Annotated in this window: 26 protein-coding genes; 17 read left to right on the top strand and 9 right to left on the bottom strand. The window is 58.6% G+C overall.

Annotated elements, in window-relative coordinates:
* Positions 1 to 2: 2 nt before the first annotated feature.
* Positions 3 to 578 (bottom strand): oligoribonuclease, encoded by a 576-nt coding sequence (gene orn, locus AC2VNM_RS00570; RefSeq protein ID WP_483165960.1) that lies wholly within the window; start codon positions 576 to 578, stop codon positions 3 to 5.
* 631 nt (positions 579 to 1209) lie between these two features.
* Between orn and AC2VNM_RS00565 the strand changes: the two genes are divergently transcribed.
* Positions 1210 to 1902 (top strand): response regulator, encoded by a 693-nt coding sequence (locus tag AC2VNM_RS00565; RefSeq protein WP_483165961.1) that lies wholly within the window; start codon positions 1210 to 1212, stop codon positions 1900 to 1902.
* Here AC2VNM_RS00565 and AC2VNM_RS00560 read toward each other — a convergent pair.
* The 5 genes from AC2VNM_RS00560 to AC2VNM_RS00540 all read right to left on the bottom strand — a co-directional run bounded on the left by AC2VNM_RS00560 (position 1887) and on the right by AC2VNM_RS00540 (position 7345).
* Positions 1887 to 3275 carry an alkaline phosphatase D family protein gene (locus tag AC2VNM_RS00560; protein WP_483165962.1) on the bottom strand — a complete coding sequence of 463 codons (1389 nt, stop codon included), beginning with the start codon at positions 3273 to 3275 and terminating at the stop codon, positions 1887 to 1889. The two genes, AC2VNM_RS00565 and AC2VNM_RS00560, sit on opposite strands and share 16 nt — an antisense overlap.
* Before the next feature lie 19 nt (positions 3276 to 3294).
* Positions 3295 to 3831, bottom strand: a complete 537-nt coding sequence (locus AC2VNM_RS00555) for an energy transducer TonB (protein ID WP_486912694.1) — start codon at positions 3829 to 3831, stop codon at positions 3295 to 3297.
* A 180-nt stretch (positions 3832 to 4011) separates the two neighbouring features.
* Positions 4012 to 4416, bottom strand: a complete 405-nt coding sequence (locus AC2VNM_RS00550; RefSeq protein ID WP_483165964.1) for an ExbD/TolR family protein — start codon at positions 4414 to 4416, stop codon at positions 4012 to 4014.
* Positions 4417 to 4421: 5 nt separating this feature from the next.
* Positions 4422 to 5096 (bottom strand): MotA/TolQ/ExbB proton channel family protein, encoded by a 675-nt coding sequence (locus AC2VNM_RS00545; protein ID WP_483165965.1) that lies wholly within the window; start codon positions 5094 to 5096, stop codon positions 4422 to 4424.
* A gap of 50 nt (positions 5097 to 5146) precedes the next feature.
* A complete protein-coding gene (locus AC2VNM_RS00540; RefSeq protein ID WP_483165966.1) occupies positions 5147 to 7345 on the bottom strand; it encodes a TonB-dependent receptor in 2199 nt (732 codons plus the stop codon).
* Positions 7346 to 7552: 207 nt separating this feature from the next.
* On the opposite strand from AC2VNM_RS00540, the gene AC2VNM_RS00535 reads away from it, so the two are divergent.
* The 10 genes from AC2VNM_RS00535 to AC2VNM_RS00490 all read left to right on the top strand — a co-directional run bounded on the left by AC2VNM_RS00535 (position 7553) and on the right by AC2VNM_RS00490 (position 15918).
* On the top strand, positions 7553 to 8095 hold the full coding sequence (locus AC2VNM_RS00535) for a Slp family lipoprotein (RefSeq protein ID WP_483165967.1): 543 nt from the start codon (positions 7553 to 7555) through the stop codon (positions 8093 to 8095).
* An 89-nt stretch (positions 8096 to 8184) separates the two neighbouring features.
* Complete coding sequence (locus AC2VNM_RS00530; RefSeq protein WP_483165968.1) at positions 8185 to 9048, top strand: YicC/YloC family endoribonuclease; 864 nt, start codon at positions 8185 to 8187, stop codon at positions 9046 to 9048.
* Between the two features lie 8 nt (positions 9049 to 9056).
* The gene (gene gmk / locus AC2VNM_RS00525) at positions 9057 to 9689 is read left to right on the top strand and encodes a guanylate kinase (protein ID WP_483165969.1); all 633 of its coding nucleotides are present in this window, start codon (positions 9057 to 9059) and stop codon (positions 9687 to 9689) included.
* Positions 9690 to 9717: 28 nt separating this feature from the next.
* A complete protein-coding gene (gene rpoZ, locus AC2VNM_RS00520) occupies positions 9718 to 9993 on the top strand; it encodes a DNA-directed RNA polymerase subunit omega (RefSeq protein WP_483165970.1) in 276 nt (91 codons plus the stop codon).
* Positions 9977 to 12244 (top strand): RelA/SpoT family protein, encoded by a 2268-nt coding sequence (locus tag AC2VNM_RS00515; protein WP_483165971.1) that lies wholly within the window; start codon positions 9977 to 9979, stop codon positions 12242 to 12244. The genes rpoZ and AC2VNM_RS00515 overlap by 17 nt, the downstream gene beginning before the upstream one ends.
* Positions 12245 to 12261: 17 nt before the next feature.
* Positions 12262 to 12663 carry a RidA family protein gene (locus tag AC2VNM_RS00510; RefSeq protein ID WP_483165972.1) on the top strand — a complete coding sequence of 134 codons (402 nt, stop codon included), beginning with the start codon at positions 12262 to 12264 and terminating at the stop codon, positions 12661 to 12663.
* The gene (locus AC2VNM_RS00505) at positions 12650 to 12862 is read left to right on the top strand and encodes a DUF1858 domain-containing protein (RefSeq protein WP_483165973.1); all 213 of its coding nucleotides are present in this window, start codon (positions 12650 to 12652) and stop codon (positions 12860 to 12862) included. Before AC2VNM_RS00510 ends, AC2VNM_RS00505 begins: the two co-directional genes overlap by 14 nt.
* A gap of 4 nt (positions 12863 to 12866) precedes the next feature.
* The gene (gene recG / locus AC2VNM_RS00500; RefSeq protein ID WP_486912693.1) at positions 12867 to 14918 is read left to right on the top strand and encodes an ATP-dependent DNA helicase RecG; all 2052 of its coding nucleotides are present in this window, start codon (positions 12867 to 12869) and stop codon (positions 14916 to 14918) included.
* A 13-nt stretch (positions 14919 to 14931) separates the two neighbouring features.
* Positions 14932 to 15009 carry a type II toxin-antitoxin system YoeB family toxin gene (locus AC2VNM_RS00495; RefSeq protein WP_483165984.1) on the top strand — a complete coding sequence of 26 codons (78 nt, stop codon included), beginning with the start codon at positions 14932 to 14934 and terminating at the stop codon, positions 15007 to 15009.
* A 141-nt stretch (positions 15010 to 15150) separates the two neighbouring features.
* Positions 15151 to 15918 carry a L,D-transpeptidase family protein gene (locus AC2VNM_RS00490; protein WP_483165975.1) on the top strand — a complete coding sequence of 256 codons (768 nt, stop codon included), beginning with the start codon at positions 15151 to 15153 and terminating at the stop codon, positions 15916 to 15918.
* 54 nt (positions 15919 to 15972) lie between these two features.
* Here AC2VNM_RS00490 and hemG read toward each other — a convergent pair whose 3' ends face one another.
* The 3 genes from hemG to AC2VNM_RS00475 are packed head-to-tail and all read right to left on the bottom strand — an operon-like array spanning position 15973 to position 19116.
* A complete protein-coding gene (gene hemG / locus AC2VNM_RS00485) occupies positions 15973 to 17280 on the bottom strand; it encodes a protoporphyrinogen oxidase (RefSeq protein ID WP_483165976.1) in 1308 nt (435 codons plus the stop codon).
* Between the two features lie 3 nt (positions 17281 to 17283).
* A complete protein-coding gene (locus tag AC2VNM_RS00480) occupies positions 17284 to 18339 on the bottom strand; it encodes an AI-2E family transporter (protein WP_483165977.1) in 1056 nt (351 codons plus the stop codon).
* 51 nt (positions 18340 to 18390) lie between these two features.
* Positions 18391 to 19116 carry a hypothetical protein gene (locus AC2VNM_RS00475; RefSeq protein ID WP_486912692.1) on the bottom strand — a complete coding sequence of 242 codons (726 nt, stop codon included), beginning with the start codon at positions 19114 to 19116 and terminating at the stop codon, positions 18391 to 18393.
* A gap of 81 nt (positions 19117 to 19197) precedes the next feature.
* Between AC2VNM_RS00475 and AC2VNM_RS00470 the strand changes: the two genes are divergently transcribed.
* The 6 genes from AC2VNM_RS00470 (at position 19198) to AC2VNM_RS00445 (ending at position 23972) form a co-directional block, all read left to right on the top strand.
* Entirely contained in the window at positions 19198 to 20076 is an 879-nt protein-coding gene (locus AC2VNM_RS00470; RefSeq protein WP_483165979.1) for a PHP domain-containing protein, read from the top strand.
* Positions 20077 to 20095: 19 nt separating this feature from the next.
* The gene (locus tag AC2VNM_RS00465) at positions 20096 to 21157 is read left to right on the top strand and encodes an AI-2E family transporter (protein WP_483165980.1); all 1062 of its coding nucleotides are present in this window, start codon (positions 20096 to 20098) and stop codon (positions 21155 to 21157) included.
* Positions 21158 to 21174: 17 nt separating this feature from the next.
* Positions 21175 to 21591: a hypothetical protein gene (locus tag AC2VNM_RS00460; RefSeq protein WP_483165981.1), complete on the top strand. Its 417-nt coding sequence runs from the start codon at positions 21175 to 21177 to the stop codon at positions 21589 to 21591.
* A gap of 65 nt (positions 21592 to 21656) precedes the next feature.
* On the top strand, positions 21657 to 22409 hold the full coding sequence (gene rlmB / locus AC2VNM_RS00455; protein WP_486912691.1) for a 23S rRNA (guanosine(2251)-2'-O)-methyltransferase RlmB: 753 nt from the start codon (positions 21657 to 21659) through the stop codon (positions 22407 to 22409).
* 25 nt (positions 22410 to 22434) lie between these two features.
* Complete coding sequence (locus AC2VNM_RS00450) at positions 22435 to 23232, top strand: TatD family hydrolase (RefSeq protein WP_483167224.1); 798 nt, start codon at positions 22435 to 22437, stop codon at positions 23230 to 23232.
* Complete coding sequence (locus AC2VNM_RS00445) at positions 23214 to 23972, top strand: MBL fold metallo-hydrolase (protein ID WP_486912690.1); 759 nt, start codon at positions 23214 to 23216, stop codon at positions 23970 to 23972. Before AC2VNM_RS00450 ends, AC2VNM_RS00445 begins: the two co-directional genes overlap by 19 nt.
* Positions 23973 to 24099 lie beyond the last annotated feature (127 nt).

Below are 24099 nucleotides of genomic sequence, written 5' to 3'. Positions count from 1 at the left end.
CGTCAAACAAACTCCGGGTTCTCCTCTTCCCAATCCGGATCACTCAGGATGGTCTTGCGATAGTAGCGTAGCTCCTCTATGGACTCACGGATATCGCTGAGGGCCTCATGGCGTTCCGACTTCTGGAAGCGGGGAAGTTTGGGATACCAGCGGGCGCTCAATTCCTTCAGGGTTGAGACATCGATCAGACGGTAATGGAAAAATCGCTCCAGGCGTGGCATGTGCTGTGCGAGGAAACGGCGATCCTGACAGACGCTATTGCCACAGAGAGGGGAGGTGCCAGGAGTGACGTGGGCGGAGAGAAAATCCAGGGTTTGCGTTTCCACAGCGGCTAGGTCGAGGCGACTGACGCGCACGCGATCAATCAGCCCAGAAGCCCCATGGGTGCGTTGATTCCAGTCGTCCATGGCGCGCAGCACGGATTCCTCGTGGTGGACTGCCAACACGGGACCCTCGCAGATAACGCGCAGTTGGTTGTCGGTGATGATACTGGCGATTTCCAGGATCTGATCCTGCTGCGGCTGTAGACCAGTCATCTCGAGGTCGATCCAGACTAGGCGCTGACTTTTGGGGTCCATTGGCTCTCCTCATGATCACCGCGGCATGGTACCATGCTCTCGCCCGGATAAAAAAAGACGGGCGAGGTGCCCGTCTAATAGCCGCAAAACAACCGCTACAAACTTTTTGGCTGCCAGGTCTTGGCCTGCTTATCCTGAATCGTACGCTCCGACTCCCCGAGGCTTGGGTAGATCGCCTTCTTTGAGCGGTAGAATGCCGGGGTAATGTTTCAAGAATATTTCCGGGTGTACGCTGGAACATTCTGGAGTAGCGATGGCGCTCAGGATAAAAAAAGACGGGCGAGGTGCCCGTCTAATAGCCGCAAAACAACCGCTACAAACTTTTTGGCTGCCAGGTCTTGGCCTGTTTGCCCTGAATGGTACGCTCCAACTCCCGAGGCTTGGGTAGATCGCCTTCCTTGAAAGGTAGAATGCCGGGGTAATGTTTCGAGAATATTTCCGGGTGTGCGCTGGAATATTCTGGAGTAGCGATGGCGCTCGGGATAAAAAAAGACGGGCGAGCTGCCCGTCTAATAGCCGCAAAACAACCGCTAGAGTGCAGATGCGGAATCGCACCCACATTCAATATTCTGGATTCTGCAAGGGAATTGTTTCAGAATTATTTCCTGAGGGGCTGAAGAGTGAGCGATTCATGGCTGTGGTTCTGATCGTCGACGACGATTTGCGCTTGGCACAGATGCTGAAAGGTTTTCTGGAGAAAGAGGGTTTTGGTGTACTCCTGGCGGGCAATGGCACGGAGATGTGGCAGCAGCTTTCCCACGGCGCGATCGACGTGCTCATCCTCGACTGGATGCTCCCCGGCGGCAAAGACGGTATAGCCCTCGTCAAGGAGTTGCGTGGCAAGAACGCCCCGCCGGTGCTGATGCTCTCGGCACGAGGGGATGACGATGATCGCATCAGTGGCCTGGAAAGCGGCGTCGATGACTACCTCGCCAAACCCTTCAATGCGCGGGAGTTGGTGGCTCGTTTGCGTTCCTTGTTGCGTCGACAGGGACGCGAGGAGCCCAGCTCCAGCCTGTCATTTGGGCGTTTCCGACTGGATTTTGCCAGCCGACGCCTGTTCGCCGATGGGCAGGAACTGGACCTCAATCCGGCCGAAATGGAACTGCTACTGGTCTTTGCCCAGCGGCCCCGCCGAATTCTCAGTCGCGATACCTTGCTGCAAATTCTTGGGGGAGAGGAGGATGGCCGCTTTGACCGGAGTATCGATGTGCGGGTCACGCGGCTGCGTAAGATCATCGAGGATAATCCCAAACAGCCACGTTTCCTGCTCACCGAGCGGGGAATCGGCTACCGTTTCGAACCCGGTCAGGCAGAGTCGTAGCCGAGATCCCGACTGGTGATGCGGTGTTGCCACAGTGTGCGTCCATGGACGTCTTTGCAGCTCACCAGGAGCTGGCGATCACGGCCTTGACCGTGGAAGCCGAGAGAGCAGTAATTGCGCTCCTGCACCAGAGTTCCAGGTACGCGGTAAGGATTGTGATCGCCCTTGGCAGGCCCGGAATTGAGGGGGGAACTGGTGATTTCCCAGAGGGGGTAGTCATGCTTGCCGCTGTAGCGCGGGCGCGGGCGACGCATGAGTTCGGAAATGTGACGATCGCCCGACAAAAAAATCACCCCGCGAATTTGGTTGTTTGCCAGCCAGTCGAGGAATTCCTGCCGTTCTTCCGGGTAGAGATTCCAGCCCTCATACGCGTCGTCATCATTCAGCATCTGTCCGCCTGCCGCGACGAATTTGAAACGGGCATGGGAGCTCAACAGCGCATTTTTGAGCCAATCCAGTTGCATCTTGCCAAACATGACCTTGCCGCGGGATGCCGCAGCCGCATCGGCATCCCGATACCAGCGGTCGTCGAGTAGGAAGAAGTCGGCATCGTAGACCGATTGCTGGGTAAATACGCCGGGCGTGCCGGGTAAGCCGAAGCTGGGGTTGGGCCAGTAGGACTGAAAGAGTCGCAGTGCCGCCTCCTTGAAAATAAAGCTGCTGTCACTGTCATTGGGGCCATAGTCGTGGTCGTCCCAGATGGCGATCTGCGGAGTGCTGTTCAGAAACCGTTGCAGCGGGGTAAAAGCACGATCAGACCAGTAGCGCAGGGCCATTCCCGCAGGACTGGCGAAGTCGGCTTCACGAAAATACAGATTATCACCGAGCCAAATCATCAGGTCTGCCTGTTCCCGTCGCATGGGTTCGTAGATTTCATAGCCACCACCATAGGGCTTCCCCGGACGATCATAGCGAGGATCGTTGATGTAGGCGCAGGATCCAGTCAAAACCTTGAAATCCGGCGCTGGGGCGCGGAATTTCCATAGACTTGGGGTACGCAGCAGGGGCCCTGGACTGGGTAAGACCTGATCGTTGAGGAGGAGCTGGGTTTGATAGCGGGTGTCTGGCTGCAACTCATCCAGAACGATATTGGCGCTATAGAAATTCCCTGCGTTGGTCTGTACCGTTTCGCTGTGCTGCACCGCTCCCTTGCCGACCTGTGCTTGGTAACGGATCTGTACTTGCGCGGGTCCGAGGGTCTGCACCCAGACCGTCGCCGAGCGATAGGCCGGATAGCTCAGCATCGGCCCGGCATGGAGGCGGGTGGCCGAAGCCGGGAGATTCATGGCCCATAGCGGCATGGGAAGCATCCCGGCACTACCAATTACGAGACTGCTGCGCAGGAAATCGCGACGTTGCATCTGATTTTTCATGTTTGCCTCTGTCTATCGTTCAGTCGTTGTTGTGCAGGAGGAACTCTACCCACAGCTCCAGCTGAAAGCGTTTGCCTTTGAGTTCTGGCGGAAGGGCGGGGAGGCGTGCCTCGCGCACGGCGCTCAGGGCAGCGCTATTGAAAGAATCCATACTGTCTTTTTGCAATATGCGCAGACCCGTGATTACCCCATCCTGAAGGGTGAACTCCACCTGCACCCGCCCACCCTGACCCAGCATCCGCGCTGCTTCCGGAAAGTGCACGGCGGCCTGGATGGCGCCCTTGACCTGGGCCAGATAATCCGCCTTGACCGCTGGATTGGCGGGTGCCGGTGGTGGTGGCGTAGGCGTGACCGGCGGCGCCGGGGGCGCCTGCACCGGGCTGGGCAAAGGGCTGGGGGGCAGAACCTCGCGAACCGGTGCCGGTGTCGGGCGAGGTGCCGGACGCGGGAGCGGACGCGGCTGGGGTTTCGGCGTCGGCTTGGGCGTGGGCTTCGGGGGCGTAGGTACTGGTGGTTTCGGTGCCGGCGGCGTCGGTTTGGGGGGCTCTTCTTTCAACAGCTGCAGTTGCATGGGCGGCAGAGCCGGGGGGGGGCGGCGTCCGCTGCTGCGCACTTTCCCAGACAATTACGCCGATGAGGACGGCTTCCACCACCGCCGCCAACAGCAGAGCGCGTCCCCCTGCGGGTCGCGGGCTTTGCGCCTGGATCAGATTACCTAGGCCGCGTAGGTCCGTACTCATGCGCCGCCCACTCCTCCAGCTTTGGCCGCCAGGCCGATGGCCGTCACACCGGCGCTGCGGCAGGCATCCATGACCTTGACCAGGGCCTGAATGTCCGCTGTTTTGTCAGCGGCGATGGTCACCTGGGTTTCGCCCGGTTCATGGTTGTGCAGGTAATCGCTCAGGGCGCTCAGTGTCATGGTCTTGCCCTCTACCTCGATGTGACCGTCAGGATACAGGTTCACCACTATCTTGGGCTTGGGTAGCGGTTGCGCCGTACTGGAGCCCGGCATATTTGCGGGCAGTCCCTGGTCGGGAATCATGTGGATCGTGATCATGATGAAGAAAATTAATAAAAACAACATGATATCGATCATTGGAATGATCTCTACCCGGCCTTTCTTTACCTCTAGGTATTGCATGGTGCTTAGGCCTCCTGCGCCGCGTAGTAGACCGGCTTTGCCGAACTCGCACCGAGTTCGTGCTGCTCTAGTCCCTCCAGGCGATTGACGAGCATAGTCCGCAGGGTTTCCATCTGGTGGACCACGAGGCGCATGCGATTGTGCAGGCCATTGAAGGTGATCAGACCAATGATGGCGATGACCAGACCGGCGGCAGTCGCCAACAGGGCCTCGGCGACATTGCCGGTTATGGCGGTGGGATGGTTGCTGACACTGTCGAGCACCTGAAAGGCATGGAACATGCCGACGATGGTCCCCAACAGTCCGAGCAGCGGCGCCAAGGTAACAGTGGTGTCAAGAATCCATAAACCGCGATCGAGGGTGGGAACCTGGCGCATGACCACTTCCTGCAGAATTTCCGCCATGCGTCCGCTGTCGCGGATGTTCGGATAGCGCAAGGGCACTTCCAGCAGGGCTTTGAAGGGCGCCGGCGTGCTCTCGGCAAGAGGGCGCAGATTGTGGGCGTTCAGATCCGGCAATTGATCGAGACTCTGCGCGGATTGTTCGCCCAGATGGGTCATGCGGTTCAGAAACAGAAAACGCTCGAAGCTCACCCAGAGGACGATAAGCAAGAGGATGGGCATAATGAAAAGGATCCCGCCGGACTCGGCGGCAATCTTGAACAGCTCGGTAAAATTCATGGTACGGAATCCTCAAAGGAAGGGGCCGCCAGAGCGGCCCAGATCATGGCTCAGAAAGTGGCATCTACTGTGGCGTAGACGTTGAAAGGCAGGTTCAGCTTTTGATAAGGATTGCTGCTGCTGCCGCTGTAACTGACGATATAGCTGCGATCGAAAAGATTGTTGAGATTGAGCGCGGCAGTCACCTTCTTAAAGCCGAGGGTATCGCTGAGGGGCGCGTTGTGGAAGGTATAGCGCAGACTCATGTTGCTGTAGAAGCGACTACCCAGGGGCAAGAATTTACCACCAAGGCTGTAGTAGGAGTTCCCCATCTCATGGAAGGAGATGGTCCCGCGGAAGCCGTGGTAGCGAGCGATGAAGCCCACCGCTTCGGTGTGGTGCGGGGCATAGGGGAATGGCTGTCCGGCGGAGCTCAGACGGGCGTCGAGGATACCGACGTTGGCGTAGGCACTGAAGATATCGTTCAGCACCACATTGTTCTGCCAACTGATGCCCTGGTTGATTGCCTTGCCGGCGTTGGCCAGCACCGTCTGATTGAAGGAACCTAGCAGGATGGTGGTGCTCAGGATGTAATTGCTGAAATCCACGCGGAAGGCCTGCAATTGCGAAGACCAGGGGCCAATTTCCCAATTGGTGCCTACCGAGTAGGTCTTGGCACGCTGGGGCTGCAGGTTGGCATTGTAGGTGCCGGTATAGAACTGGTTGTAGCCCGGGGGATTACTATTCTCGCTGTAATTCACATAGGCGTGCCAGTTGGGCAGGATGCGCAGGTTGGCGCCGACGGAGGGCAGCACCGAGCTGAAATTCACATCGAATTTGCCAGGGCGCCCGCGCGCCAAGGCCACGTCATCGACAAAGCTGCGGCTGACGTACAGATACTTGAAACCGACCGTCAATTTCAGTGCATCGATGGGCTTGTAATTGAGCACCAGGAAGGGCTCATAGGTGTTCGTGACCACCGGTTCGTAGTAGCTGGAGCCCAAGTAGACATTGCTCATGCTGAGATAGCGTGAATCGTGCAAGGTGTTGTTGTGGTTGAACCAGAAGCCCAGTTCGCTATCCACCGGCCCCAGCGGCACGAGCAGCTTGGCAATATTGCCCCAGCGATGGGTATTGTTGACGCTATTGCGCAGCAACACCTCTCCAGAGCTTGGCCGTACCGTTGCGATGGCCCCGGTCGGCGTCAGCACCGTCTGGCTATAAGTGGTAGCACTGGCGCCAAAGCCATTGCCATAGTAGTAATATAGTTGATCCGAGAAGCGAACCCGTCCGAGATGTCCTTCATATTTGGCGTAGCCCAGCCAGTTGAGATAATTGTTGTAGTTGAAACCTGAATACAGGTAGTTCACCGTGCCATTGGGATTCAGCAGGTTGCTGGTATAACTGTTGTAATCCCGGCCAAACTCGGCAATCTGCGCCGCAGTCGCGCCATTGTAGTAATTGAAACGCTGGTTGTTCTGAGTGAAGAACAGGGTCAGGTTGCCGGGGCCGATGTGGGTAAGAGATTTGAAGAGAAACTGCGTCTGAATGGCACCATTGTTCTGAAAATAGCCATCGCGTTCAGTTTGATTGACATAGATCCAGGCCGAGGTGGGAGCGATGTTCTTGGCAAAGAGCCCGGTATTGATCAAGCCACCATAGTTGTACTTGCCAAAGCTGCCGGCGCCGACAATGGGCCGCACGATGGGGAAAGGCGAGGGCTTGAGGCTATAGGTGGCGAAGGCGCCGCCGAAGGCCGCCAGGCCGGGTAGGGCGGCCGATTCGGCGCCGGGATAATATCTGGCTCCGGCTACCAGTACCGAAGGGATGAACTCGTTGGTGTAGTAGGAATAGCTGTCGTTGTCGTTGAGGGGGATGCCATCCAGGGTGAAGTTGATGAGCGACTTGCCGAAGCCGTTGATATAGACGTCATCGCCATCCATGCTGTCGCCGCTGCTGACGACCATGGCGTTGGGCAGGGTGTTGAGTACCTGGGTGTAGGAATCGGTGGGGCTGATCATCTCAAACTGCCCCTTGGTAATGGTGGTCTCCTGCTGGGTGGCGGTCTTGTCAAACTTCTGCACGCGCTGGACATCGCTCTTGGGTGTCTGGCCCACGTTCAGATTGGGGGCGGCACCGAAAAAACCGGACTCGCTGCTGGCAGTTTCGGTAACCGTACCCAGAGACTGGGTATCGGCATGGGCATTGATTTGTACCAAAGCGCCAATGACGGCTACTACGGACAGCAACAGGGGTTTTCTGGTCTTCATTCTGATACGCTCCTATCGATGATGAGTCACTTTTGCCGCGGCTCTTGGTCTCACCTGCATGGGTCAGACCTTATGTGAAAGGAACCTTATCAGAGAAATGTTACATTTGTATGAATCTTTTGTGTCACTTTTATGACATTCTCGTTCCTCTCTGGCCAGAAAATTGTGCTACATTGTACCTCGTTGATCCTGCGGAGGTATTTAGTCATGTCCCATGCAAGGTTTGCGGTCACACTCCTCCTCCCTCTCGCTCTTTCGGCTTGCGCTACGGTGTCGCCGGTGGCGGGAAACTTTCCCAATATCACACCCCGCCAGGCGCAAAGCGGGGCCGAGAATGGCAAACTCGTACGCTGGGGCGGCGAGTTGATCCAGGCCGAGCCCGAGGCCCAGCAGACCTGTTTCACCGTGCTGGGTTTCCCCCTCAACTCCGAGGGCCGCCCGGTACTCGGTCGTCAGGCAGCGGATGTCGGTCGTTTTCTCGCCTGTGCGCCTGGATTCTACGATCCAACGCTCTATGCGCCGGGACGCGAGATGACGTTTATTGGTACCGTGCAAGGCATTGTGACCAAAAAAGTGGGGGGCTTCGAATATCCCTATCCGCGCCTGAGTGCGAGTCAGGTCTATCTCTGGCCCTTGCCAGAGCCGGAACCGCGCATGAGCACCGTTGTCGTGGGTGGTGGGTGGGGCTGGGGCTGGCCGGGTTATTACGGTCCGTTTGGTCCCCGTTTTGGCTGGATGTATCCCTGGTGACCTGATCTCGTCCAGAGAGGACTGTCCAGAGAGGACGTGTCCTGCGGATGTCTGCGTGCTAAACTCCCGTCTTTACGGGTGGGGCGCAAATGATTCGGAGTATGACGGGGTATGCCCGGGTGGTGACGGGCGGGGCGGAAGATGGGCGATCCTGGGAAGTCCGTGCGGTAAATCATCGCTTCCTGGAGATCGTCCTGCACCTTCCCGACAGTCTCCTTGGTATCGAGGCGGAATTGCGCCGGCGGGTCGCGCAGGTGATCAAGCGCGGCAGGGTCGAAGTGTGGCTACGACATTCTGTCCAGGAGGAGCAGCCGAGTATTCGCATCAACCCCGCGTTGCTGGCTGAACTGCGTGGCGCCGTCGGTGAGATTGCAGAGCTGTGGGACGCTCCACTCCCGGGACCCGATCCCCTCGAGCTGTTGCGTTGGCCGGGTGTCCTGCAGGGCCGAGAAGTAGAGGAAATTCAGCCTGAGGCGTTGCTGACGCATCTCGATGATGCCTTGCAGGAGCTGCAGCAATCGCGTCTGCGGGAGGGCAGCGCGCTTGCAGAAATTTTCCTGCAAAAGCTCCAGGCTATGGAGGAGATACTGCAATCCCTGCGCATGCAACTTCCCGGCATTGAAGCGCGGCTGGCAGAACGCCTGGAACGACGCCTGGGCGATCTGCGGCAACAGGTGGAGCCCGGTCGTTGGGAGCAAGAACTGGTCTTTTATTTGCATCGGCAGGATGTGGCCGAGGAAATGGAACGATTGGCAACGCACCTCGTAGAAATTCGCCAAGTGCTGCAACGTGACGAGGCCGTCGGACGACGTCTGGATTTCCTGGTGCAGGAATGCAATCGGGAGGCCAATACCTTGGGCTCCAAGGCCGGCGATCCACAGGTCAGTCGGGCCGCCATCGAGCTCAAGGTGCTGATCGAACAGTTGCGTGAGCAGATCCAGAATGTGGAGTAGCCATAATTATGAGTGATCACGCCCATCATGCAGGGATTCTCTGGATCATTTCGGCGCCCAGCGGCGCCGGCAAGACCAGCCTGTCTCGTGCTTTGGTGCAGGAAACGACGGCCCTACGTACGTCGGTGTCTTTTACCACGCGCGCTCCGCGTCCGGGAGAGGTCGATGGTCAGGACTATCACTTCATCTCGGCAGAGCAGTTTGCCGGAATGGCAGAGCGCGGAGAATTCTTGGAGCATGCGTTGGTACACGGCAACCGGTATGGTACCGGCGAATCGTGGGTGAAAAAGCAGCTGTTCTCCGGGGTGGACTGCTTGCTGGAAATCGACTGGCAGGGCGCTCGCCTGGTGCGGGAGCGCTTGCCAGAGCATGTCGTCAGCGTTTTCATCCTTCCACCCTCCTTGGCCGTTCTCGCTGAGCGCTTGCGGGGTCGCGGCCAGGATAGTGACGAGGTGATTGCCCGACGACTGGCGGCAGCGCGGGAAGAGCTGCTACATTACGATGAGTTTGACTATCTGGTGGTAAATGAGGAGTTTCAGCGCGCTTTGGAGGACTTGCGTTGTATCGTGCGTGCCGAGCATCTGCGGCGCAATCGCCAGCAGCACGAGGAACACGCGCGTCTGCGTACTCTTTTGGCGTGATTTTGCAAAATAGTGAGGAACTGCCGTCATGGCTCGTATTACTGTAGAAGACTGTTTGTCGAAGGTGGATAACCGCTTTGAGCTGACCCTGGTGGCGGCGCGGCGTGCCCGCCAGCTCGCCAGTGGTGCGCAGCCACTGGTGCCCGTCGATCGCGATAAAAATACTGTGGTTGCGCTACGCGAAATCGCCGCCGGTAAGGTGAGTCGCACCATCCTCGACGAGCCGGCACCACCACCTTTGGCCAGTTTCCCTGGCGCCGCACGGCGGGAACCCGCAGGTATCGAGGATGTCGGCGGCGACTGAACTCAGCAACCCGGCAGACTCCGTTTTTCTGGCGGAGGCTGCCGAGGTGTTACAGCTCTCGCCGGTAACCCCGGCTTTGGATGATCCTTGTGCGCCGCTACGTCTTCTCCTGCAGCGCTATCTGTCGCCAGAGGATGTGCAGAAGGTGCGCGATGCCTACGAGCTGGCGGCATTGGCGCATCGGGAGCAACGGCGTCGTAGTGGTGAACCCTACATTCATCACCCGGTAGCAGTTGCCTGCATCCTCGCAGAACTCCAGTTGGATGTCGCCACCATACAGGCAGCACTGTTGCATGATGTCATCGAGGATTGTGGCATCAGCAAAGACGAGCTGACGGAACGCTTCGGCGCCGAGGTCACCGAGATGGTGGATGGCGTCAGCAAACTCGGCCAAGTGCGCTTCGAGACCCGGGAAGAGGCGCAGGCGGAAAACTTCCGCAAGATGTTCCTGGCGATGTCACGTGATATCCGCGTCGTGCTGATCAAACTTGCCGACCGGTTACATAACATGCGCACCATGGGGGTGATGACGGCGGACAAACGCCGGCGCATTTCCCGCGAGACCCTCGATATTTACGCGCCAATTGCCCAGCGTCTGGGTATCCACGCTATTCGTATCGAATTGGAAGAACTCGCCTTTTCGCATCTCTACCCGAAACGTTGGCATGCCCTGAATCAAGCTATCAAGGCAGCCCGGGGTAATCGTAAAGAGGGCGTACAGAAAATTGGACAGCTGATTGCCGAGCGTTTGCGGCAGGAGGCAATCCATGCCCAGGTGAGCGGGCGGGAAAAGCACGTCTACAGCATTTATCGGAAGATGCAGCGCAAGGGATTGCCCTTTTCCGCCATTCACGATCTCCATGCCTTTCGCATCATCGTCGATGATGTCGATACCTGCTACCGAGTGCTCGGTATCGTCCACAGTCTGTTTCGTCCCATTCCTGGGCGTTTCAAAGATTACATCGCCATCCCGAAATCGAATGGCTATCAGTCTCTCCACACGATCCTGCTAGGGCCCTTTGGGCATCCGGTGGAGGTCCAGATTCGGACCGAGGATATGCACCGGGTGGCGGAAGCCGGAGTGGCCGCGCATTGGCTCTATAAAAGCGGAATTCAGCGGGCACATGCCGAGGCGCAAGCGCGCGCATGGATCCAGCGTCTGCTGGAGTTGCAGGCCCAGGGGGGCGATTCGCAAGAATTTCTCGAAAGCCTGAAGATGGATCTCTTCCCTGATGAGGTCTACGTGTTCACCCCGAAGGGCAAAATTCTTGGTCTACCGCGGGGTGCTACAGCGATTGATTTTGCCTATGCCGTGCACAGTGATATCGGTAATCGCGCGGTGGCCGCCAAAATCAATGAGATCTATGTGCCGTTGCGCAGCATCATCGACAATGGTGACAAGGTGGAGATCATCACCGCTGAGTCGGCACATCCCCAGGCCGGTTGGCTGGAGGTCGTGGTCACCGCCAAAGCGCGTGCCAATATCCGCTCTTACCTCAAGACCATCCAGCGCGGCGACGCGGAACAACTGGGTGCCAGTCTGCTCGACAAGGCCCTGCGTAGTCTGGGAACCTCTCTCGAGGCATTGACGGAAGAAGATTTTCGGCGTGTCTATCCCACCTTTCAAGTGGCGGACCGTAGCGCTTTGTTGGTGTCGATCGGCATCGGTCAGATCATTCCGCTGGTGGTGGCGCAAAAGCTCGTACCCGAGGAAGAGCGTGGGCGTCTGGCGCAAACGGCGCGCCGACTGGGGCAGGCGGTAAGTTCCTTGCTACCGGGGCGGCCTGGGCGCGAGGCGGGACACAAGCAGCCATTGCTGATCCGCGGTACCGAGGGAATGCCAGTCACCCTGGCGCGCTGTTGTCGTCCCATTCCCGGGGATCCGATCCTCGGCTTTATCACGGCGGGTAAAGGGATTGTGGTGCACACCCACGATTGCCACAACATTCGGGAATGGCGCAAGCGTCGTGACCGCTGGGTGGACGTGCAGTGGGATCCCGAAGTGCATGCCGAGTTCCCGGTCCTGGTGCGGGTCGTGGCGGAGAGTGGACGCGGGGTCCTGGCGCGGGTGGCAACCCATATTGCCCAGGCCGATGCCAACATCGATCATGTCGATATCGAACCCCAGGATGGCCTTTATACCGGTATTACCTTTACCATCACGGTGCGCGACCGCGATCACCTGGCTCAGGTGGTGCGGAATTTACGCTCCCTGCCTTCGGTGTCGCGGGTGCAGCGCGTGAAAGGATGAATTCTCAGGAGATTGCTATGCCCAAACCCGTTCACAGTGCAGAAGCCCCAAAGGCCATAGGCGCCTACAGTCAGGCCATGATCCATGGCGATCTGCTGTATCTCTCTGGCCAGATCCCAATCGATCCGAAAACGGGAGAGCTGGTGCAGGGAGACTTTGCTGCGCAGATGCAACAGGTCCTGGATAATCTGCAAGCCGTCTGTGTGGCGGCGGGCACCGACCTGCGGCGGGCGGTGAAATTACAGGTGTATCTGAGTGATCTGAGCAATTTTGCGACGGTGAATGCGCTCATGGAGAAATTTTTTACCCCTCCATATCCGGCGCGTGCGGCATTACAGGTTGCAGCCTTACCGCGCAATGCGGTGGTGGAGATCGACGGGATTGTAGCCCTGGCTGAGGCGGATCATGCTACCGGCTGATCTGCAGCAGCCGGTTCGCGTTCTTCTGCAACGCTATCCGGAATTGCGTGGCTTGCTGGAAGAAAGGGGAATCCACTGCAATGAGTGTTTCGTCGCCGAGCGAGAAACCCTGGCTGGCGTAGCTGCCATGCATCATCTCGATCTACAGTCGTTGCTGCAGGACTGGGAAAGGCGCCGCGCGCAAGACACCAACGCCTGAAGGTATGGCTGTATCGCGTCCAGCGCTGCGTCTGCAGGATTCCTTGGCAGCGTTGCCCGGCATCGGGCCGGCGCTTGCTGGACGCATGGCGGGCCTCGGTCTCACCAGGATCGAGGACCTGCTCTTTCATTTCCCCTTGCGGTTTCAGGATCGTCGGCGCCTCTTGCCGATTGCTTCTCTGCGGCCAGGGATGGAATGCGCGGTACTGGGGGAAATCGTCGATCTGCAGCGCCAGACCGGCCGGCGAGAGCAGTGGTTGCTGCGCCTTGCGGATGCAAGTGGGACAGCCCTTCGCCTGCGATTCTTTCACCTGAGTCCGGCTTTGCGCCAGCAATGGCACAGCGGACGCAGGCTCTGGTGCTTTGGCGAATTGCGCGCGGGTCTGCAGGGGCTGGAGATGGTGCATCCCGAGTGGCAGCTCGCCGATCGAGCGGATTTTCGGCCTCCCGAGCATCTGACACCGTTCTATCCCAGCACCCAGGGCATCCACCAACAGCAGTGGCGGCGTTTCATTGCTGCCGCGCAGGAATTGTTGCCAAGCCTCGTAGATCCCTTACAGGCATATTTCCCGGACTGGCCGAGCGTGGCCGACAGTATTCGCTACCTGCACCGGGGAGGGGAGCGTGCGCCCATGGCCGCGGATCGGGAGTGGCAACGAGTCGCCCTGGAGGAGCTCCTGGCGCATCATCTGGCATTGCGCCGGGAACGTCGGAAAAGTGCTCCGCAACTCGTAGAATCTGTGCCTGATCCCAGTCTTTGGCAGCGGCTGCGTACGACCTTGTCTTTTTCGCCAACGTCTGCGCAGGAACGGGTGATTGCCGAGGCGGTAGCCGACCTGGCGAGCCAGCGGCCGATGCGGCGGCTGGTGCAGGGTGACGTCGGTTCGGGGAAAACCCTGGTGGCGGTTGCGATACTCTTGCATGTGGTAGCAGCGGGTAAACAGGTTGCCGTCATGGCGCCGACGGAAATCCTGGCAGTGCAACTATATGAGCGTCTGCAGTCCTGGTTGTCTTCGCTGGACGTGGCGGTTGGGCTCTTGCTGGGTAGCCAGGGACTGCGTCAGCGACGCACTACCATGACGGATTTGCAGGAAGGTAGCCTGTCGGTAGTTTGTGGGACGCAGGCGTTATTCCAGGAGAATGTGGAGTTTGCCCGTCTGGGGCTGGTGATCATTGATGAGCAGCACCGCTTTGGCGTCGAGCAACGTCGTCGGCTGCTGGAAAAGGGCGACATGCCCCATCTTCTGGTAATGACCGCGACGCCGATCCCGCGTACTCTGGCCATGACCCTGCACGCCGATCTGGATATTTCCAGCATCGATGAATTGCCGCCGGGGCGGCAACCCATCGACACGCTGGTGCTGGCCGATGAGCGGCGGGAGGAATTGATCCAGCGGCTGCATCACCTGCTTGCCGCTGGGCGCCAGATCTATTGGGTCTGTCCTTTGATCGAGGAATCCGAGATCCTGCAATTGCAGGCAGCGGAGACCAGTTATGCCGATTTGCAGGCGGTATTGCCGGAAATTCCCATCGGCTTGCTGCATGGGCGCCAGCGTAGCGAGGAGAAGGCGCAGATCATGGAAGCATTCCGGCACGGGAAGCTGCGAATATTGGTGGCGACGACGGTGATCGAGGTAGGGGTGGATGTTCCCAATGCATCGGTGATGGTGATCGAGCACGCCGAGCGTCTGGGATTGGCGCAATTGCATCAGTTGCGCGGGAGAGTGGGGCGGGGCGCGCAGGCCAGTGTTTGTATCCTGATGTATCACGCACCCCTTTCGGCCAAGGCGCGGGAAAGACTGCAGACCCTGCGTGCGTCGCAGGATGGCTTTGTCATTGCGCGCAAGGACTTGGAGATGCGGGGACCGGGGGAGTTTCTGGGGGTGCGGCAGAGCGGTGAGCGGCAGTTGCGTATCGCCGATCTGTTGCGCGATGAAGCGCTATTGCCCCTTCTTCCAGGGCTTGCCGAACGCCTGGAGCGGGACTGTCCGGAGGCGATTGATGTGCTCATCCAGCGCTGGTTGGGTTCAGCCACCGCCTATGCGGCAATAGGCTGATTGGTCGCGGCGAATCAACGATGAACATCGGATCGTCTACAAGACATTGGATGATTCGATTCTGATCGCTCAGTTACGCTACCACTACTGACCGCAGCCAACGGAAAGGCGCTGGCGAAGGTGTTCCGGTAGACAGTCAGGAATGGGCTGGAGTATTCTTCGAAAAATTTTATATTAGCGCGAGGAATTACGCGTGGGACGTTGGTATCACTGGTCTGTGGCGGTAGTTGGTATGGTATTTCTGGGCGGCTGTACTTCGCAGCTCCCACCGACCAAGGTCCACTCGGTTGCCTACTACGCGGCGCGCATTCCTCCGCCTCCGGTCAGTCCTGCGATTTCCACGGCACCGGTACAGTCCGTTGCGCCGCAAGATGTGACTTTGCACATCATCGTTAATACCGATCAACGCAAGCTGTATCTATATCGCGGCTCGACGCTGTTGGCCAGCTATCCGGTCGCTATTGGCTTTGGCGGTTCGGCCCCGCGCCGGATTCGCGGTGATAACAAAACGCCCATCGGACACTATCACATAGGGTATGTACGCTGGGGAACCCAATACGGACCCTTCATGCTTCTCACCTATCCTAATCGGCACGACGCCGAATGGGGCTTACGTGAAGGGATCATCTCGCAGAGCCAGTATCACGCGATTGTGTCGGCCATCGATGCTGGGCAGGTGCCGCCGCAGAACACGCCCTTGGGCGGGTACATCGGAATCCACGGCATGGGGCCAAGTTTTTCGTACGATCGTACTGCCAGAGTGTTCCCAGGCCGCTGGACGGCAGGCTGTGTGGCGCTCTCCAATCACGACGCACAAAATATTGCGAGTATGGTTCAACCCGGCACACCTGTAGAAATTATTGGACAGGTGGCGAGTTATCCGGAGCAAATCAATCAAAGCGGGCGTTTGGCTTTTCAATACCATCACGTGGCGGATAGAGGGCTGACATTCGGTAGCTCCGCCGCCGGACAGTCACCCCAAAAGTTGCAGAACGAGTGATCTTGCAGATCCCGTTATGATGCCGATGGTAAAAGATCGGTCGGCAAAAATTTTCTACCTTTCTATTCGCCCTGCCTCCCAGCCGTTGCGGATACAGTCGCCCAGCGCCACGCCGCCACGCCAGTTGCCCAGCAGTGACAAGCCCGGCCAGTCGCTTAGGGCGCTGTCTATGGCGGCGAGGCGTTGGGCATGTCCCAAGTTATATTGCGGAATGGCGCACGGCCAAAGTTGCGCCCGCTGGAAACTGGGCTGACCCTGGATGCCCAGGATGGGGGAGAGATCTTCCAGTGCCTGGCGAAAGAGGAGAGCTTCTTCTTGCGGGATGGCTTCCTGCGCGCCGCCCAGAAACACGGTAAGCAGTACCTGGCCATCGGGCGCACGCTTCGGGAAAAGGGTGGAAGAGAATAGTGCCCCCAGGGTGGGAATACCCAAGCGCCTGGGGATCAGCACGCCAAAGCCATCCAGGGGATGCTCTACCTGTGTGCGCGGAAAACCCAGGGCAAGCGTCGCGACCGCGGGGTATTCAATTTCTGCGAGCTGATCGCGTAATGGCTGTGCGGTCGCAGGCAGAAGGCGAATGATTGCATCGGTGGGGAGGCAGAGAAACAGCTGTTTTGCCAGCAGAGCGCCGGTTCTGCTTTCCACTCTCCAGCCTTGATCGACGGGAAGGATGGCGGTCACCGGCGCATTGCAGCGCAGTCTATCGCCCAGTTTTGCGGTAGCGGCGCGGGGCAGGTCCTGCATGCCGCCGGCAAAGGATAGCAGGCGACTGCGCATGGTCGGGCGCTTGCGGCGCAAGCCGGCGAGCAGCAAGGATCCATGCTCCTTCTCCATCTGCGCCAGACGAGGGAGGCTGGCGGCGAGGGAGAGACGCTCGGGATCGCCAGCAAAAACCCCGGAGACAAAGGGGTCGACCATCCAGTCCAGTATTTCCGGCCCCAGGCGTCGGCGCACGAATGTTGCCACGGACTCCTCCGCCGCCGCGCGGGCGCGGAAGGGTTCACCAAGAAGGCGTAGACGGGCACCGGGAGACAAGAGCTTGCCGCCGAGCAGGGCTCCAGGGCCAAGTGCAACCAGTCGCTTGTGCCGATTCAGGACAAAGCGACGACGAGCAAGAGGGTTGGCGGTAACACCATCGAGAGCGAGACGCCGCAGTAGATCTGCCACCAAAGGGTCGCGAACGAGCAAGGTGTTGGGGCCAAGGTCGTAGGTAAAGCCCTCTTCGCTACGGCTGCGAATATTGCCACCCGCCGTCTCGCGCGCCTCGAGCAGCAAAAATTCTTTTCCCTCTTCTTGTAGGCGCAGAGCCAGACTGAGGCCGGTGATTCCAGCACCAACAATGAGATAGGGCAGTACGTCCACGTTTTATTCCTCCTGCGGTAGTTTTGCAGCGTACGCGCGACTCTGCCGATACCAGCGGTGTGCGTGCCGGAGCAGGGCGATCAGGATGGCGGTGACGGGTAGGGCGATGAGAAGGCCCACAAAGCCGAGTAGCTGCCCACCGGCAAGGACGGCAAAAATTACCAGCACCGGATGCAGGCCGATGCGATCCCCAACCAGTATCGGAATGAACAGGGTGCTTTCGAGGACTTGTCCAACGCCGTATACCGCCCAGACTTCTGCCAGCGAGAGTAGGGTGCCGCCCTGAATATACATTGCCAGACTCGCGAGAATGATGCCGCTGGCAAACCCCAAGTAAGGAACAAAGCTCAAGAGTCCGGAGAGGAGACCGATGAGCAGGGCAGTTTTCAGGCCCACGATGCTGAGCCCAATGGCATAGGTGGCGCCCAGCGCGAGCATGTCGAGGAGCTGCCCACGCAGAAAGGCCATCAGCATCCGGTCGGAATCGATGGCCAGTTGCCGGACAAGGGCCAGCTGGCGACGCGGGATGAGCTCGTCGAGGCGCTGTAACAGGCGCGGCCAGTCCCGTAACAGGTAAAACGTGATGACCGGAATGAGCAGAAAGTTCATCAGAAACGAGAGGATGCCGGAGCCGGAAACCAGTGCGACCTGGAGGCTGCTGCTGGCCCAATGGGCGAGTTTGCTGGCGTTTTTGCTGGCGTAGGCCGTCAGGGTATGACTGTCGATGGGAATCCCCAAGCGCTGAGATATTTGCGGCAAGAGCTGCGTCTGCAGCAGCTTGGCATATTGCTGGAGATAATCGATGGCAATCAGGCTCTGGGCACGCACTGTGGGCAGTAAAGCGATGATGATCGCGGCAGCCAGCAGGAGGGCGAAGAGGAAAACCAGGGTGGTACCGAGTGTCCTGCCAATGCGCCAGCGCTGCAGAAACGTTACCAGGGGGTTGCCCAGATAGGCGAGTACGCCGGCAATCAGGAAGGGAGAAAGAATGGGACCAAGCAGGTAGATCAGCCACAGGAGCAGGGCCAGGACGAGCCAGGGAAGCCAACGCAGCGGCATGGTCAGGGCTGGTGTCGAAGAAACTGGTGGTGGCCGAGTCGGAGGACAGGTTCAATGGAGATTATGGCCGCTGCCCTCCGCCGCCTCGAGCATGACCTGCTGTACCTCAGGACTAAAGTCGCCTTGCAGGACCTGCTGTCGACCTTCCTGGAAAAAAAGTTGTGCGTCGGCGGGAAGGAATTTTTGTAGGGCCGCAAAAGCCTCGCGCATCAGCTCCGGGGCTTGTGCGCGGGTGGCCGTGATGCCCCAGTTGAACAGCAGGATACGCCAGGGCCGCTGCGGATCGTTGCTTTCCAGGTCGGCGGCGTAATCGGCTTCGGCGGCTGCGACTACCGCGCCCATTAGGCGCGCCAGGCTGGCAAGTGCCGCCGGATCCCGTTCGCCGTTGGCCAAAACTGCCAAGCCGTTCACCACCGGGTCGAGGGTATGAATCGGCTGCTGCTCCTGTACCAGCCAGGCAGCGATACTGACACTGACCACCTCGAGTGCTGCTTTGCTCTTGCGCTCTCCGAGGCGGTCCGCCCAGGTCGCCAGATCCATGAGCAGGCCAATGCTGAGATCACCAATCCGCTCTGCTTCGTCTTCGGGCAGTGAAGGATCCCAGTCGGTAGTGTCTTTCTCCAGCACAGCGAAGAGCTGCCGCAGGGCATCCACCAGTTGCGGCGGGGTGACTTGCTCACCGGTGGCGATCTTGCTTTCGGCGAAGCGAGCGAGGAGTGGCTGGACCTGCTGTTCGAAGCGAGCCTTGGCGCTGGCGATGTCGGCGAGAGAAGGCAAGGCGGGTTCCTCAAAGTGCCAAAATTCGCCTTTGATGATACCATGAAAACTTTGCTGACGCAGTGTGTCGGGAGCTTCTCTATGCCACAGTCCAGTCCCCCTCGTTCCACAGTCGATCTCCACATGCATTCACTGCATTCCGATGGCAGCCTGCGGGTAGAAGACTTGGTCGCGCGGGTTGCCGCGCGCGGCGTGGGTTTGATGGCGCTGACTGATCATGACAACACTGCTGGAATTACGACGGCCGCAGCGGAGGCAGGCCGTCTGGGTATCGATTTTCTGCCTGGGGTGGAGGTATCAAGCGAATGGAATGGCATCGGCATTCACATCGTTGGCTTGGGTATCGATATCCGAAATCCGGAGCTTCAGACCGGCCTCGACCGGATCATGGAGTTTCGCGACTGGCGTGCTGCGGAAATCAGCCGTCTGCTGGATAGTGCTGGAATTCCTGGTGCCGAAGCCGGCGCGCGGGAACTGGCCGGTAGCCGCATGGTGGGGCGGACTCACTTCGCCCGTTGGCTGAAAGATTCTGGCCACTGCCGCGATAATGGAGAGGCCTTTCAACGTTGGCTCGGGCGGGGACAGGTGGCCTATGTACCGAGTGACTGGATTCCCATGCGTGACGCGGTATCCTGGATTCGCCAGGCGGGGGGCATTGCCGTGGTTGCGCACCCAGGGCGCTACAAGCTGAGTGCGGAGCGCCTGCGCGAGCTATTTGTAGAGTTCCGTGATGCTGGCGGCGGTGCTATCGAGGTTTCTTCCGGTTCGCAGGCGGCGGCTGATCGCGAACATCTGGGTAAATTGGCGCGGCAATTGAATCTTGCTGCCTCCCTGGGTTCCGATTTTCATGGCCCGGAAATTGGTCACGCCGAGATTGGGCAATTGGCGCCCCTTCCCGTTGGGGTGCAGCCGGTTTGGGAGTGCCTCGGGCATCCTTTCCCCCTTTCACCAGTCCACTGACAGCATTTCTATGCCCCAAATGCGGGAAAAAATCCGCTTTGCCAGCTGGGGGACGGTGGTTCTCGTCCTCATCTACCTGGGTGCTCTGTATACCCTGAGCCCCTACGCCGGACCCCTGCTCATGGGCGCCGTCCTCGCTACCGTGGGCTGGCCATGGCAACTGCGTGCCGAGCGTTCCTTCCATTTGCCACGTTGGCTCGCTTCGTTTCTCCATGCGCTGGCGTGGATGGCGATTATCATCATTCCGGCTGTTTTAGTGGTCGAATCCATCCTGCCGCAATTGCTGCAGGTGGTAGCACGTTGGCAGAGCGGGGCTCCCTTGCTTGGGGTGCCGCGGGAGCTGCAGCAGGTTCCCTATTTCGGAAAATGGCTCGCGGCGCATCTGCGGGTGTTGAATGGCGCACATCTGTCGCACTTTTTTTCGGAACATGCGGCGGTTATCACCAGTTCCCTCGGGCAGCTCTGGTTTTTTGTTTTGCATACCTTTTTTGTCGCGTTGACGGTTTTTGCCATCAGTCTGCATGGCAGACGCTTGAGTGAAGTCCTGCGTCTGACTGCGGCCCAGCTATGGGGCGCGGAGCGGGGAGATCGCTTCTTGTGGGCCGCGCGGGAGGCGACGCGTTCGGTTCTCATCGGGCTGATTGGCGTTGGCGTCATCGAGGGCTTGCTCATTGGTGTCGCCTATGCTGTCGCTGGTCTCAATGCCTGGCCCTTATGGATGGTCGTCACGGCTCTTCTGTCACCGATCCCTTTTGGTGCAACGGTGGTGGTTGCTGCTGCAACCTTGTGGCTGATCTTCGGCGGGCATTGGCTTGCCGGTTTTGTGGTATTGGGTTGGGGTTTCTTCGTCATCACTCTTGCGGATTTGGTCATCCGCCCTCTGCTCACCGGGTCGCAAAGCCAAGCGCCCTTTTTCCTGGTTTTTTTTAGTATCCTGGGTGGCGCAGCTGCCTTTGGCTTGATTGGTTTGATTATCGGCCCCATATTAGTATTGTTGGCACGGAGTGTATGGCTGGCGTGGGAGCGGCGGGTGCTGCTTGAGCGTGGAACCGGGGCGGGTGCGGCGCAGTCCAAGTTTTGAATTCCCGGAGGTGCAGAATGGATTATCAGATGTTTGATCAGCAGTACAATCAGATTGCTCAGGCGACCCAGAACAACGTGCAGGGCTTGCAGCAGGTAGCGCAGAAGGTACAGTCGGCGATTCCCGATGCCACCCAGGCGCGGGAATTGATCCTCGATCTGCGTAACATGGCGATGAATCTGCAAAGCCAGCAGCAGAGTGTGAATATGCTGTTGCAGCAGATGGGACAGCGCATCCAGCAGTTGGAGATGCAGATGCAGCAGATGGGCGGGCAGCCCGGGATGAATCCGAACATGGCGCAACGTCCCTGGAACGCGCCGGCGCAGGGCGGCATGGGCAGCGGTTTCATGGGCAATGTGATGACCGGTTTGGGCTTGGGTGCTGGTTTTGCCGTCGCGGATAACATCGTCGACGATATCTTCAATATGTTCTGATTGTTTCACCGGCAGTCAGTAGCCGACGGCGGTCGCTTTGGCCGCCGTTTTTCTTGGAGCGAACTGTGGCAGAAGAATGGATCTATGGCATCCACGCCGTAGAGGCGGCGATCGCGGCGGGAGAGGTAGAGCGTCTATGGCTGGCGGCGGAGAGGGCCGACGATGCCAGAATCTCGTCTATCCGCCAAGCCGTCGAGGCCCATGGCCTTCCGCTAGCGCTAGAGCCAATGCAGGCCCTGCAACGGCGTTGCCATGCGGATCAGCACCAGGGGGTGGTGGCCCGCGCTTTGCCGCTTCCCCCGCGGGATTGGAAAGCCTTTGCAGATCATCTTCCAGAGCATGCCTTTCTGTTGATGCTCGATGGGGTGACGGACCCGCATAACCTCGGTGCCTGCTTGCGCAGTGCCGAAGCGGCGGGGGTAGATGCCGTGCTATTGCCCAAGGATAATGCCTGCGGCATTACTGCTACGGTACGCAAGGTGGCTGCCGGTGCCGCTTCCCGCGTGCCGGTGTTTTTTCTGACCAATCTGTCCCGCACGCTCGCGGAGCTGCAGCAACGCAATTTTTGGGTGGCTGGCCTTGCCGGAGATGCAGAACAAAGCATCTACGAAGTGGATCTGCGCGGCCCTCTGGTATTAGTTATGGGGAGCGAGGAGAAGGGTGTCCGCCGCCTGGTTCGCGAGCATTGCGATTACCTGCTGCGTATTCCTATGGCCGGCCAGATCGAGAGCTTGAATGTCTCGGTCGCGACCGCGCTGGTACTCTTCGAAGCCAGGCGGCAACGAAGTGGGGAGGCATCGGCACGGCATTCGCGCTAGAATGGGCCCCTGCATAGGAGAGCCCATGTCCCCAAGCGTTGTCGATTCCCACTGTCATCTCGATTTTGACGATTTTGCCGCTGACCGTGCGGAAGTTTTGCTACGCGCGCGGCAGGCGGGAGTCGAGTCGATTCTGATTGCCGCTGTGCGCCAGCCGGACTGGGGACGAGTGCGCACCTTGGCAGAGTCGGAAGCGGAGATCTGGGGCGCTGCCGGAGTACATCCGAATGAACCGGTCACAGAGACTCCGCGCTATCAAGATCTTCTCGCTGCCCTGGACCATAAAAAAATTGTCGCCGTTGGCGAAACGGGCCTGGATTATTTTCGCTCCGAGGGAGACCTTACCTGGCAGCAAGAGCGCTTGGCGCGGCACGTTGCCGCCGGGCGGGAAACCGGCAAGCCTCTGATCATTCATACCCGGGAAGCGGCTGCCGATACCCTCTCCTTATTGCGCAGCGAGGGTGCCCGTGATTGTGGTGGAGTCATCCATTGTTTTACCGAAACCCTCGATTTTGCCCGTCAGGCAATGGACTTGGGGTTTTACATCTCGTTCTCCGGCATCGTTACCTTCAAAAACGCCAAAGAGTTGCAGGAAGTCGCCAAATTCATCCCGCAGGAGCGGCTGTTGATTGAGACGGATGCGCCGTATTTGGCGCCAGTGCCGATGCGCGGTAAACGCAACGAACCCGCTTTTGTTGCTCATGTCGCAAGTTTTCTTGCGGAGTTGCGCGGAGAAGATCGCGACAGCCTGGCGGCGGTGACTTCGCAGAATTTTTGTCATCTGTTCAAATTGCCGGAGCCGGAATGCGCATTCGCTTCCTAGGTACAGGTTCCAGCGCCGGAACGCCGCAGATTGGCTGCGATTGTGCCGTGTGTCGCAGTGCAGATAGCCGGAATCAACGCAGTCGGGCGAGCATTCTGGTAGAAGAGCAGGACACTCGGATTCTCATCGACACCGGCCCGGATTTGCGTATGCAAATGTTGCGTGCCGATGTTCGGCACTTGGACGCTGTTTTTTATACCCATTTTCACGCCGACCATATCAACGGAATCGATGATCTGCGTGCCTTCAATTTTCTCGCCAAGCAGGTGATTCCCTGTTTCGCTGATGCACGTACAGCGCACGAGCTGGAAGAGCGCTTTCGCTATTGTTTTCTTCCCCCCGACCCGGGTTGGGCAAAGCCGTCACTATCGATGATGGTCATCAAGGCGAAGCAGCAGGTGGGCACGATCACCGTCTTGCCTGTACCGGTTTTGCACGGCAACCTGCCCATTTATGGGTATCGCTTTGGTGGAGCTGCCTACCTGACGGATCTGAAAACCATCCCAGAAGAAAGCTACGCGCTGCTGCAAGATCTGGATCTTCTCATCCTCGACTGCCTGCGCGAGGAAGAACATCCGACCCATGTGAATCTTGCCGAGTCTCTGGCGCTTGCGGCACGGATCGGCGCCCGGCAAACCCTCCTCACCCATATGACCCATGATCTAGATTATCAAAAACTTTGTTCCATTCTGCCGGAAAATATTGCCCCAGCGTATGACGGGCTGGAATGGCGAATATAGCTTTTTATTTTATTCTATTTCATTTATCCTTATAAATTCCGTATCGCGGAAACAATATCTTATTGCGGAAAGAAATGTGCTGGTCTACTCTCCAATACAGTCGCAGAGGGTAAATCTATTCAGTAAA

It is taken from the genome of Acidithiobacillus sp. TH-A67 (genome assembly GCF_057473545.1).
This window is presented reverse-complemented; position numbering and strand designations above follow the sequence as displayed.

Excerpts from the sequence above, each read along its gene's own strand:
- AC2VNM_RS00515 (WP_483165971.1), top strand. The coding sequence starts at position 9,977 with ATGTCGGCGGCGACTGAACTCAGCAACCCGGCAGACTCCGTTTTTCTG.
- AC2VNM_RS00460 (WP_483165981.1), top strand. The coding sequence starts at position 21,175 with ATGGATTATCAGATGTTTGATCAGCAGTACAATCAGATTGCTCAGGCG.
- AC2VNM_RS00445 (WP_486912690.1), top strand. The coding sequence starts at position 23,214 with ATGCGCATTCGCTTCCTAGGTACAGGTTCCAGCGCCGGAACGCCGCAG.
- recG (WP_486912693.1), top strand. The coding sequence starts at position 12,867 with ATGGCTGTATCGCGTCCAGCGCTGCGTCTGCAGGATTCCTTGGCAGCG.
- orn (WP_483165960.1), bottom strand. The coding sequence starts at position 578 with ATGGACCCCAAAAGTCAGCGCCTAGTCTGGATCGACCTCGAGATGACT.
- AC2VNM_RS00510 (WP_483165972.1), top strand. The coding sequence starts at position 12,262 with ATGCCCAAACCCGTTCACAGTGCAGAAGCCCCAAAGGCCATAGGCGCC.
- AC2VNM_RS00545 (WP_483165965.1), bottom strand. The coding sequence starts at position 5,096 with ATGAATTTTACCGAGCTGTTCAAGATTGCCGCCGAGTCCGGCGGGATC.
- rpoZ (WP_483165970.1), top strand. The coding sequence starts at position 9,718 with ATGGCTCGTATTACTGTAGAAGACTGTTTGTCGAAGGTGGATAACCGC.
- AC2VNM_RS00540 (WP_483165966.1), bottom strand. The coding sequence starts at position 7,345 with ATGAAGACCAGAAAACCCCTGTTGCTGTCCGTAGTAGCCGTCATTGGC.
- AC2VNM_RS00560 (WP_483165962.1), bottom strand. The coding sequence starts at position 3,275 with ATGAAAAATCAGATGCAACGTCGCGATTTCCTGCGCAGCAGTCTCGTA.
- AC2VNM_RS00550 (WP_483165964.1), bottom strand. The coding sequence starts at position 4,416 with ATGCAATACCTAGAGGTAAAGAAAGGCCGGGTAGAGATCATTCCAATG.
- AC2VNM_RS00490 (WP_483165975.1), top strand. The coding sequence starts at position 15,151 with ATGGTATTTCTGGGCGGCTGTACTTCGCAGCTCCCACCGACCAAGGTC.
- gmk (WP_483165969.1), top strand. The coding sequence starts at position 9,057 with ATGAGTGATCACGCCCATCATGCAGGGATTCTCTGGATCATTTCGGCG.
- AC2VNM_RS00505 (WP_483165973.1), top strand. The coding sequence starts at position 12,650 with ATGCTACCGGCTGATCTGCAGCAGCCGGTTCGCGTTCTTCTGCAACGC.
- AC2VNM_RS00480 (WP_483165977.1), bottom strand. The coding sequence starts at position 18,339 with ATGCCGCTGCGTTGGCTTCCCTGGCTCGTCCTGGCCCTGCTCCTGTGG.
- AC2VNM_RS00565 (WP_483165961.1), top strand. The coding sequence starts at position 1,210 with ATGGCTGTGGTTCTGATCGTCGACGACGATTTGCGCTTGGCACAGATG.
- AC2VNM_RS00535 (WP_483165967.1), top strand. The coding sequence starts at position 7,553 with ATGTCCCATGCAAGGTTTGCGGTCACACTCCTCCTCCCTCTCGCTCTT.
- AC2VNM_RS00470 (WP_483165979.1), top strand. The coding sequence starts at position 19,198 with ATGCCACAGTCCAGTCCCCCTCGTTCCACAGTCGATCTCCACATGCAT.
- AC2VNM_RS00465 (WP_483165980.1), top strand. The coding sequence starts at position 20,096 with ATGCGGGAAAAAATCCGCTTTGCCAGCTGGGGGACGGTGGTTCTCGTC.
- AC2VNM_RS00450 (WP_483167224.1), top strand. The coding sequence starts at position 22,435 with ATGTCCCCAAGCGTTGTCGATTCCCACTGTCATCTCGATTTTGACGAT.
- AC2VNM_RS00530 (WP_483165968.1), top strand. The coding sequence starts at position 8,185 with ATGATTCGGAGTATGACGGGGTATGCCCGGGTGGTGACGGGCGGGGCG.